At 63.0% G+C, this 7,058-nt stretch carries 5 protein-coding genes; 1 reads left to right on the plus strand and 4 read right to left on the minus strand.

Going from position 1 to position 7,058, the window contains the following annotated elements; translation table 11 throughout:
* Window positions 1-76 precede the first annotated feature (76 nt).
* From maiA to hmgA, 3 genes are read right to left on the minus strand one after another with little or no spacing between them, the layout of a single operon-like run.
* Entirely contained in the window at window positions 77-712 is a 636-nt protein-coding gene (gene maiA, locus ACW9I6_RS29285) for a maleylacetoacetate isomerase (RefSeq protein WP_457340121.1), read from the minus strand.
* A gap of 12 nt (window positions 713-724) precedes the next feature.
* Window positions 725-2,011, minus strand: coding sequence for a fumarylacetoacetase (gene fahA / locus ACW9I6_RS29290; protein WP_457340122.1), 1,287 nt, complete (start codon window positions 2,009-2,011; stop codon window positions 725-727).
* Window positions 2,012-2,014: 3 nt separating this feature from the next.
* The gene (gene hmgA / locus ACW9I6_RS29295; RefSeq protein ID WP_178967306.1) at window positions 2,015-3,298 is read right to left on the minus strand and encodes a homogentisate 1,2-dioxygenase; all 1,284 of its coding nucleotides are present in this window, start codon (window positions 3,296-3,298) and stop codon (window positions 2,015-2,017) included.
* 119 nt (window positions 3,299-3,417) lie between these two features.
* Between hmgA and ACW9I6_RS29300 the strand changes: the two genes are divergently transcribed.
* Complete coding sequence (locus ACW9I6_RS29300; protein ID WP_008438587.1) at window positions 3,418-4,206, plus strand: IclR family transcriptional regulator; 789 nt, start codon at window positions 3,418-3,420, stop codon at window positions 4,204-4,206.
* A gap of 155 nt (window positions 4,207-4,361) precedes the next feature.
* Here the strand turns inward: ACW9I6_RS29300 and ACW9I6_RS29305 are convergent, their stop codons facing one another.
* On the minus strand, window positions 4,362-6,851 hold the full coding sequence (locus ACW9I6_RS29305; protein ID WP_457340123.1) for a LuxR C-terminal-related transcriptional regulator: 2,490 nt from the start codon (window positions 6,849-6,851) through the stop codon (window positions 4,362-4,364).
* Between the last annotated feature and the right edge of the window lie 207 nt (window positions 6,852-7,058).

The raw sequence follows: 7,058 nt of genomic DNA on the forward strand, positions 1-7,058 counted from the left end.
CAATATTTTAGGTGACTGATACACCGCATTCGCGAGCAAGCCCGCTCCCACATTTGGCCGGTGTGAGCCTGGAGATTTATGGGGTATCCGGTTGGTTGGCGGGATGAGCCGCCATGAACGCCGGATGCTGCGCCGCCAACCCCGCCACCCGCTGAATGCGCGGGTATGCCGCCAGCGACACCTTGAACCGCTCGGCCGCATACAACTGTGGAATCAGGAACGTATCCGCCATCCCCGGCTGCTCGCCAAAGCAATAACCCTGATCACCAATCAACTGCTCCACCGCCGCCAGGCCCTGGCTGATCCAGTGCCCGATCCACTCCAGCACCTGCGATTCATCGTGCCCCCATTGCTTGAGCAGATTCTGGGTACTGGAGTTGTGCAGCGGATGAATGTCGCAACCGATGACCGACGCCACCGCGCGCTCATGGGCGCGGGTTGCCAGATCCGTGGAGAGCAACGGCACCTGTGGATAACGTTCCTCCAGGTACTCGATGATCGCCGGCGACTGAATCAACACATCACCCTCATCGGTGCGCAAGGCCGGCACGCGACCTTGCGGGTTGATCGCCAGATACTCCGGCTGATGGTTGGCGCCGCCCTTGGGCACCAGCAGGTTGACCGGCACGGCGGTGAAGTCCAGGCCCTTGAGGGCCAGCGCGATCCGCACCCGGTAGGACGAAGTGGAGCGGTAGTAGGTATAGAGTTCCATGGCCCTGCCCTCTCAGCGCGCCGCGACCACGGTACCCCGGCATTCGCCGAAGCCGATGGAGGCAAAACCGTCGCGGGTGCAGCGGGCACGCAGGATGATTTCGTCGCCATCTTCAAGGAATTTCCGCACCTCGCCGGAGGCCAGTTCGATCGGCTTTTTACCGCCCTCGGTGATTTCCAGCAGGCTACCGAATTGCCCGGCTTCCGGCCCCGACAAGGTGCCCGAACCGAACAGGTCACCCGCCTGCAACTGGCAGCCGTTGACGCTGTGGTGCGCAACCATCTGCGCGACGGTCCAGTACATGTGTTGGGTGTTGCTCAGGGTTAGGCGATGGGCCGGCAGGTTCTGCTCGCGCATCGAGGCGGTGGTCAGCAGCACTTCCAGTTCGATATCAAAACCACCGGCCGCCTGGTCGCGCTTGTCCAGCAGGTATGGCAGTGGTTGCGGGTCGCCTTCAGGGCGCGCCGGTTGTGCCTTGCGGAACGGTTCCAGGGCTTCAGCCGTCACCACCCATGGCGAAATGCTGGTGATGAAACTCTTCGACAGGAACGGGCCCAGCGGCTGGTATTCCCAGGCCTGGATATCCCGCGCCGACCAGTCGTTGAGCAGGCAGAAACCGGCGATGTGATCAGCCGCGTCGCCGATGGCAATCGAGTCGCCCATGGCATTGCCCTGGCCGATCCAGATGCCCAGCTCCAGCTCGTAGTCCAGGCGAGCGCAAGGGCCGAAGGTCGGCTCGGTCTGGCCGGCTGGCAGGGTCTGGCCTTTCGGGCGGCGGACCTCGGTGCCCGACGGGCGAATCGTCGACGCGCGGCCGTGGTAACCGATCGGCACATACTTGTAGTTGGGCAGCAGCGGGTTGTCCGGGCGGAACAGCTTGCCGACGTTTTGCGCGTGCTCGATGCCCACGTAGAAGTCGGTGTAGTCGTTGATCCTGGCCGGCAGGTGCATCTGGCAATCGGCAGCCGGGCGCAGCGCAGCTTGCAGTTTGCCTTGCTGGTCGCTGCCTTCGGCCAACAGTTCCAGCAGGCGTTCGCGCAGGGCCACGCGCGGGCCACGGCCGAGTTCGAAAAATGCGTTCAGTTGGCCGCCAGCGGTGGCTTCAACGGCCCGGCGGGCTTCGCCTTCAAAGCATTCCAGCGCGGCGTGCAGATCAAGAATCTGCTCGCCAATCGCCACGCCACTGCGCGGTGCCGAGCCATTAACGCTGAACACCCCCAACGGCAGGTTTTGCAGCGGGAAATCCCGGTGACCGTTGGCGGAAACCACCCAACTGCGGGTGAGATTAGGCTGAGTCATGGGTTATCTCCGATTCGGGTTGAAGGTTGCAGGGAGCGAGGCCCAGCAAGCGTCGTAGGAAGGTTGCAGTTGCGGGCATTCCAGCGCGAACTGTGTAGGACGCAGCACTTGGCTGGTCTCGAACATGAACGCCATGGTGTTATCAATCTTGTGGGGCTCAAGCGTCGCGTTGATGGCTTTGGTGCAAGTCTCGCCATCCGGGCCGTGGGCGCTCATGCAGCTGTGCAACGACGCGCCGCCGGGCACGAAGCCTTCGGCCTTGGCGTCGTAGGCACCCTGGATCAGGCCCATGTATTCGTTCATCAGGTTGCGGTGGAACCACGGTGGCCGGAAGGTGTTTTCGGCGACCATCCAGCGGGGCGGGAAGATCACGAAGTCGAGGTTGGCCAGGCCGTGCACGCTGGTGGGCGAGGTCAATACGGTGAAGATCGACGGGTCCGGGTGATCGAAGCTCACGGTGCCGATGGTGTTGAAACGACGCAGGTCGTATTTGTACGGCACGTTGTTGCCGTGCCACGCCACCACGTTCAGCGGCGAATGGTCGAGCTGGCAGCCCCACAGTTCACCGAGGAATTTCTGCACCAGCGTGGTCGGTTGCTTGAGGTCTTCGTAATGGGCGACGGGCGTGAGGAAATCCCGTGGGTTGGCCAGGCCGTTACTGCCGATAGGACCAAGGTCCGGCAGGCGCAGTGGCGCGCCATGGTTCTCGGCGACGTAACCGCGGGCCTGGGCATCCAGCAGTTCGACGCGGAATTTCAGGCCGCGGGGCAGCACGACGATTTCCAGTGGCTCGACTTCCAGCACACCCAGTTCGGTCGCAATGCGCAGGCGGCCCTGCTCGGGAACGACCAACAGTTCGCCGTCCGCGTTGAAGAACACGCGGTCCATCGAACGGTTGGCGCGGTAGTTGTAGATGCTGATGCCCGAGGGTTTTTCCGATCCGGAATTGGCGACCATGCCTACAAGGCCATCGACGAAATCTGTCGGCTCACCCGGAATATCCAGCGGGTTCCAGCGCAGGCGGTTGGGCGTCACAGCGCCCAGCGGTCCACCGGCCAATTGCCGCTCCAGCTTGACGAACGCCGGGTGATTGGCCGACGGCTGGATGCGGTACAACCAGGTGCGCCGGGCTTCGCTGCGGGCCATGGTGAAGGCGGTGCCGGAAAAGAGTTCGGTGTACAGCCCGTAGGGCGCTTTCTGCGGGGCGTTCTGGCCGACGGGCAATGCACCGGGCAAGGCTTCAGTGGCAAATTCATTGCCAAAACCCGATTGGTATTCGAGGGTCATGGATCGTCCTCTGAGCGGAAGTTGTTTTTATCGTAATCCAGTTACGCATAACGTAATTTGATACCTGTTGACCGTCAAGCTATAAAGACGCCCATTCGTCTTTCGGATTCATGCCTTCCATGGAAAAGCCGCCCGCCCCCCGCGACACCGGTAAACAGAAAGTCCGCTCGGCTGAAGTGGGCACCGACATCCTCAAGGCCCTGGCTGAACTGTCGCCGGCCACCTCGTTGTCGCGCCTGGCCGAGCACGTGCAAATGCCGGCGAGCAAGGTCCACCGCTATTTGCAGGCGCTGATTGCCTCGGGTTTTGCCGAACAGAACACCGCCACCAACCATTACGGCCTGGGCCGCGAAGCCTTGCGTGTGGGGCTGGCCGCGCTGGGCAGCATGGACGTGCTGAAAGTCGCCGCCCTGCCCCTGGCGGAACTGCGGGATGAGTTGAATGAAACCTGCTTCCTGGCCGTCTGGGGTAACCAGGGCGCGACGGTGGTGCATATCGAGCCGGCGGTGCGCGCGGTGACGGTGGTCACGCAATTGGGCTCGGTGTTGCCGTTGCTCAGTTCGTCCACCGGGCTGGTGTTCAGTGCGTTCCTGCCGTCGCGGGAAACCGTGGAGTTGCGCGAGCGGGAGATTCAGGCGGGCGTCGCCCATGCGTTGGCGGATGACCAGGAATACGCGACCACCTGTGAGCAGATCCGCCAGCGCGGCTTGCACTTTGTGCATGGTTTGCTGATGCCGGGTGTGGACGCGTTGTCGGCGCCGGTGTTCAACGCGGTCGGGCAAGTGGCGGCGGTGTTGACCGTGGTGGGGCCGACGTCGCTGTTCCATGCCGATGAAGACGGCCCGGCGGCGAAGCGTTTGCTGGCGGCGACCCAGGCGGTGAGTTGGCGCATGGGTTATCAGCCCTGACGCTCAGTATCAGGCACCCAACAGAACAAAATGTGGGAGCGGGCTTGCTCGCGAATGCAGTCTGTCAGTTAAAGCATCAGTGACTGATACACCGCATTCGCGAGCAAGCCCGCTCCCACATTTGATCTTCATTGTTTGACGAATAGTGCATGGCTTCAAGCCATCAAGCCCAGCGTCTTGGCTTTCGCCACCGCCTGGGTACGCCGCTCCACCCCCAACTTGCTGTGAATCCTCCGCGCATGGGTTTTTACCGTGTGCAGCGAGATAAACAATTGGCTGGCAATTTCCAGATTGGAATTGCCCTGGGCAATCAGTTGCAGCACCTCAAGCTCGCGCTGGCTCAGGGGATTTTCCCCCGCCGCCGCCGGGCATTCCTGCGGTTCCAGCCCCAATGCACTCAACAACCCCGGTTGCCTGAGGCGCAGCTCGCGAATCGCCTGCTGTACCTGGCAACGCCCCGCCAGTTCCAATCCGGCTTCCAGCGAGCGCACGGCCAACGGGCGATCGCCGACTTGCCAGGCCACTTCCCCCAGCACCAAGTGCAACTCCGCTTCCAGGCACAGCATGCCCCGCTGACGGGCGGCCTCCAGTAACGCACTCAGGCGGGCGACAGGCTCTTCGGCGCGATGCAATTTCACTTCGGCCAGCACCTGCAAATATTCAAGCCTGGGGATCAACTCCAGGGTGGCCGGCGGTGCTTGTTTCGCCTTGGGGCCACGGTAGTGCCGCAGCACCCGGGTCACCGCCTCCAGGGTCAGTTCGGCGCGACCCTGTTGCAGCCAGAAATGCCCGCTGAGCAACAGCAATACGGCGCGATAGACGGTGTCGGGCACCTGGCGTTGCTGCATCAGGCGTTCAGCGTCGCGCAACTGGATAAACGCCTGGGCGTAATCGCCCTTGTTGGCGGCCAATAGCGCCAGTCCCAGGTAGCCGTAGAGCACGCGTTTGTCCTGGCTGTGCAGGCACATGCCCAGGCCGGATTCGAAGCATTCGGCGGCCACGGCGTCGTGGCCCTGGCGCAGCGCCAGGTGCCCACGTCGCAAGCAAATCCGTCCCATCAACGGCCCGGCTTTAAGCCGCTGTTGCACCAACATGCGCTGCACAGTTTCCAGCAGGCTCTGGGCCCGATACGGCGCACCGCGCTGCTCCAGCAACTGCGCATGATCGAGCTCCAACAATGCCTCCAACAGCAGTGAGCCGTGGGAGCGCGCCAGGCACAACGCCTCGCGGTTCAGCGCCTGGGCCACGTCCAGCTCGCCACGCAGCAAGGCTTGCTGGGTCAGGCCCGACAGGCACATCAGGCGCGACGTCCAGGCGCTCTCGGGCAAGTCTTGCAGGGCTTCGAGAAAATGTTCCCGGGCCCGTGCGGCTTCGCCGCCCAGATGCAACAGCCAGCCCCATTGCGCCTGCCAGCGGGCCAGCAGATAACGCTGCAGGTGCGCGGTCGGTTGCGGAGTGAAACGCGCCAGTTGGTCAATGCACAACGCCGCCTGGTCGAAACGCCCGGCAAACAGCAACGCCGCCGTTACCAAGCCCACCAGTTGCGCCGAGCCCAGCATCAATTCATCGCCATGCTGCTCATGCAGGCGCAACAACAGCACCGCATTTTGCTGGCGGAACAGGTCTTCAAAACTGAAGTGCTGCAACAGGCTCACGGCAACTTCGTACTCTTCGGCCAGCAGCGCCTGCTCAAACGCGGCCTGCCAGTCCTCGGCGGCGGTAAACCATTGGCACGCGCGCCGGTGCCAGGAGCGCCTGGCTGGCCAGGGTTCGGCGCGCATCAGTTGGGCCAGTGGCGGGAAGACTTGCAGCCAATCGGTGGACTCCTCCCAGGGCTCGATAAAGGCACCCAGCGTCTGCAAGTCTCGCAGGTAGTCGCCACCGTCACCAAAGCCGAACAGGTGGTCACACAAGCTCGGGTTGAAGCGTGGCAGGTGCGCGAGCACGCGCCAGGCCTCGGCCAATTCCGGCGCCAGGCCCGTGAACAACTCGTGTTGCAGGTAGTCGAGCAAGGTTTTGTCCGGGTGCCCGTCGCCTTCAAGCAATCCGATACGCACTCCGGCGCACCAGCCGGCGCTGAACTGCAACACCTTGTCGGCGCTGGAACCGGCCAAGTGCTGGATTTCGCTGGGGTCAAACGCCAATTCGGCAGCGCTGCATTCCCACAGTTCATCATCAAGCAACAGCCGGGGCCAGTTGCAGGCCGGCCGCCGCCGCGCGCCGATCCACCAGGTCAAGGCCGGGCTGCTGGCGGCCAGGATGCGGTCAAGCAACCCATCCAGTTCAGGCGCCGGCACGCGGCAGAAGTCATCGAGAAACAACCAGGCCGGCGCTTGCCAGCGGTTCAGGGCCAGCAGCAACGTGGCCTCATCAACAAAGTCGAGGCCAAGGCTTTGCGCCAGGCGCTGACACAAATCCGAGGCCACGCCATTCAGCGGCAACCAGTACACCTGGCACTGCGAAGGCGCCTGCAACGCGCACTCGGCGAGCAATGCACTCTTGCCGCTGCCGGCCGGGGCGCAGAGCAACTTCACCCGTGCCGTGGCGTTGAGCAGCGGCACGGCCAGGCGCGGGCGCAACAGATGATGGGGAGACAAGCGTGGCATGAATCCAGGACGATCCAGACAACGGGTCATGGCGGTCATTACTGCGTCCCTGTTTTTTATTATTAGGCGGCGTGCGCCCTACCCTAGTCCTGTGGCTGGCGGTTGTTGAGGAGTATTCAGCAGGCTGATTGGCGGGCATAAAAAAGCCGGGAGCCAAAAGGCCACCCGGCACTCGTTCTAAAGGTGGAACACCGTAAATGTGGGAGCGGGCTTGCTCGCGAAGGCGGTGTATCAGTCACTGATGCT

Source organism: Pseudomonas sp. SDO5522_S412 (assembly GCF_054071215.1).